This window comes from Streptomyces sp. E11-3 (assembly GCF_046540415.1).
Taxonomy (GTDB): domain Bacteria; phylum Actinomycetota; class Actinomycetes; order Streptomycetales; family Streptomycetaceae; genus Streptomyces.
The window spans coordinates 1-3,157 of sequence record NZ_JAZGRL010000049.1; the positions used below are offsets into that span (position 1 = coordinate 1).

Here is a 3,157-nt window from a genome sequence, read left to right on the forward strand (position 1 = left end):
CCCCCCGCCCCCCCCCCCCCCCACGACGGCGGGGCTTAACTGGGCGGTGATCGCACCGTTCACCGCGACCGCGATCCTCGGCGCCTGGGACGGTAAGCGCCTTGCCGCCAAGGTCTCCAGCACGCTCCTGCAGCGCGTCTTCGCCGTCGTACTGCTGGCCGTGGCCGCGTTCATGCTCGTGGACGCCCTGACCTGACCCCCCGGGTCCCTACGGTGGCGGGCCTATGCCAGAGAAAGGAACAGCTTCTCCAAACGGGCCCGCATCTGCTCGCGGTCGCCGCTGGCGGCCATGTCAGAATCGGTCAGGCAGTGCTGCAACCCGGTCGCGATGATCGCGAACCCAGCCTTGTCGAGGGCCCGGGAAGCCGCGGCGAGCTGCGTGACCACGTCCTCGCAGTCCCGTCCCTCCTCGATCATCTTGATCACTCCGGCGATCTGCCCCTGCGCCCGGCGCAGCCGGTTGACCACCGTCTTCAGTTCCTCAGCCGCCATCGCCAGTTCCACAAGCACTCCCTCGATATACCCCTGTGGGTATCCTACCCGTGGGGGGGAGAAGCGCCAGAAAGCGAAGGATATTCCCGTGACCACCACTGCACTCGCCCCGGACCAGGCCCGCGCGCAGCTCGCCGAGCTGACCGTCATCGACGTGCGCACCCCCGGCGAGTACGCCTCCGGCCACCTGCCCGGCGCCCACAACATCCCCCTCCACCACTTGGCGGCGGCCCTGCCCACCCTGAAGACCGCTACCGAGCGCGGCGCTCTCCTCGTGGTGTGCGCCTCCGGAGCCCGCTCCGCCCAGGCCTGCGCCACACTCGCCGAACACGGCGTCACCGCTGCCACCCTCACCGGTGGCACCACCGCCTGGAGCCAACACGGCCACGACCTCCACCGCCCCACCAGCGCCCGCACCGCCTGGGCCATGGAACGCCAGGTCCGCCTCGCCGCCGGCTCCCTCGTCCTGGCGGGCCTCGGGCTCGGCCAGATCCACCTGGCCTTCCTGCTCATCTCCGCGGGCGTCGCCTGCGGCCTGGTCTTCTCCGCTCTGACCGACACCTGCGGCATGGCCCGCATCCTGGCCAAGCTCCCCCACAACCGGCCCCGCGCCACCGACCTGGACGCCACCCTGGCCGCACTGGCCAGCTGACCGACCACCCGGAACACCCGGAGCCCCCCGAGTCCGGTGTCAGCTTCCGCTTAGCTCGCTCAGCCCGATCCGTCCGGTTCCGCCAGGCACAGCACGGAGACCCGCTGGACCAGGTTGTTGGCGAACCCGCCTCGGTTCCACGGCTGGTCGAGGGGCTGGGCGTGCCCCTCGGCGTCATGTGCGCGGACGCTGAGCTCATGGAGGCCGGGCGTGGCGGTCCAGGACGCGCGCCAGTGCCGCCAGGCCCAGTCGTGTCCGTCAGGCGGGGCGAGCTCGGTCTTGTTCCAGGTGCGGCCGTCGTCGGTGCTCACCTCCACCCCCGTCACGAGGGCGTGGCCGGACCACGCCCGGCCCTCCAGCCGCACCCGGCCAGGGCGTACGACCCGGGTGCGGGACATGAAGTCCGGGAACCCCGGCGGGATCATCAGGGCTCGCGGAGCGATCCGGGTGACCGGCTCGCCCGGATCGTCGGACGACTGGCGGTAGCGGTAGGCGACTTCCTGCTGGAAGCCTGTGAACGGGGTGTCCGTGAGGGCGATGTCGCGCAGCCACTTCACATGCGCCATGCCGTACCACCCGGGGACGACCAGCCGCAGCGGATGGCCGTGCTGCGGGGGCAGCGGGCGGCCGTTCATCTCGTACGCCACCAGTACCTCAGGGGCCTCGCCCGTGGCCACCGGCAGCGGCAGACTGCGCTGGTAGTCCTGCTCTACGCCGCGCTCGACGCCATGGTCGGCTCCGGTGAAGACGGCCTCGACGGCACCCGCCGCCACCCCGGCCTCGGCGAGCAGCGTACGCAGCGGCACACCGGTCCACTCGGCGGTCCCGACCGCCTCGACCAGCCAGGGCTGGCTCACTGGCCGGGGCGCGAGCCGGGCCCGGCCGTTGCCCGCACACTCCATCGTCACGCGCTGGGTTCTCGCCGGGTACGACCTCAGCGTCGGCATGTCCAGGGTCAGCGGGGTCTCCACGAGGCCGCGCACGGTGAGTTGCCAGGTGTCGGCGTCGGTGGCGGGGATGTCGTAGTGGACGAGTACGTAGTGGAGTCCGGCCGGAGTGAGGTCGTAGCGCAGAGCCTCCAGCGGCAGGCCGTGGTTACGGGCCGCGAGGGCGAGTTCCTCCAGGCTGATGGCCTCCTCGGGTTCCGCGAGGCGCCCTGGTGCGCTGATGTCACCGATGCGTACGTCTTCCATGCACCCATCGTGCTCGCCGCACCGGCCTGCGGCATCTCGCGCCGCCCCGGCCCGCCGCGACTCAGCGGTAGTCGGGGTTGGGGAAGTCGAAGCGGCACCCGGCGTCCCACGCCGAGCGCTGGTTGCCGTGGACCGGAAAACCGCCCGCGTCCTTCAACATCCGGGCCAGGTGCAGCAGGTTCCACGTCATGAAGGTGGTGTTGCGGTTGGTGAAGTCGTTCTCCGGGCCACCGGAGCCCGGGTCGAGGTAGGACGGCCCCGGCCCGGCCTCGCCGACCCAGGCCGCGTCCGCCTGCGGCGGAATCGAGTACCCCAGGTGCTGCAGCGAGTAGAGGACGTTCATGGCGCAGTGCTTGGCACCGTCCTCGTTGCCGGTGATCAGGCAGCCGCCGGCGCGCCCGTAATAGGCGTACTGGCCCTGGTCGTTGAGGATGCCGGAGCAGGCGTAGAGCCGTTCGATGACCCGCTTCAGCACGGAGCTGTTGTCGCCGAGCCAGACCGGTCCGGCCAGCACCAGAATGTCGGCGTCCATGACGCGCGAATACAGCACCGGCCACTCGTCGCTGGCCGCGCCGTGTTCGGTCATGTCCGGGTAGACGCCGGGGGCGAGGTCGTGGTCGACGGCGCGGATCTCGTCCACGCGTACGCCCTGCTGCTCCATGATCTTCCGGCTGATGTCGATCAGGCCCTGGGTGTGGCTCTGCTCGGGCGAGGGCTTCAGGGTGCCGTTGACGAACAGGGCGCGCAGGTCGTCGTAGCGGGGGGTGGCAGTGGGAGTGGCGGTGGGAGCGGGGTCGGCCACGGAGGGCTCCTTACGGTG

Annotated in this window: 5 protein-coding genes; 2 read left to right on the forward strand and 3 right to left on the reverse strand. The window is 71.1% G+C overall.

Translation table 11 applies throughout. The annotated features are described in order from the left end of the window. Positions 1-196, forward strand: a 196-nt coding sequence (locus U9R90_RS34720; RefSeq protein ID WP_411061356.1) for a TSUP family transporter, incomplete at its 5' end; no start/stop codon positions are given. Between the two features lie 26 nt (positions 197-222). Here U9R90_RS34720 and U9R90_RS34725 read toward each other — a convergent pair. After that, positions 223-504: a metal-sensitive transcriptional regulator gene (locus U9R90_RS34725; protein WP_085573762.1), complete on the reverse strand. Its 282-nt coding sequence runs from the start codon at positions 502-504 to the stop codon at positions 223-225. Positions 505-580: 76 nt separating this feature from the next. On the opposite strand from U9R90_RS34725, the gene U9R90_RS34730 reads away from it, so the two are divergent. Next, the gene (locus U9R90_RS34730; protein ID WP_411061357.1) at positions 581-1,144 is read left to right on the forward strand and encodes a rhodanese-like domain-containing protein; all 564 of its coding nucleotides are present in this window, start codon (positions 581-583) and stop codon (positions 1,142-1,144) included. Positions 1,145-1,203: 59 nt separating this feature from the next. On the opposite strand, the gene U9R90_RS34735 is transcribed toward U9R90_RS34730, so the two are convergent. Together U9R90_RS34735 and U9R90_RS34740 are read right to left on the reverse strand one after the other, a co-directional pair. After that, a complete protein-coding gene (locus U9R90_RS34735) occupies positions 1,204-2,337 on the reverse strand; it encodes a sulfite oxidase (RefSeq protein WP_411061358.1) in 1,134 nt (377 codons plus the stop codon). 61 nt (positions 2,338-2,398) lie between these two features. After that, the gene (locus U9R90_RS34740; protein WP_411061360.1) at positions 2,399-3,139 is read right to left on the reverse strand and encodes a flavodoxin family protein; all 741 of its coding nucleotides are present in this window, start codon (positions 3,137-3,139) and stop codon (positions 2,399-2,401) included. Between the last annotated feature and the right edge of the window lie 18 nt (positions 3,140-3,157).

Coding starts and splice junctions, on each gene's coding strand:
- U9R90_RS34735 (WP_411061358.1), bottom strand. CDS start 2,337: ATGGAAGACGTACGCATCGGTGACATCAGCGCACCAGGGCGCCTCGCG.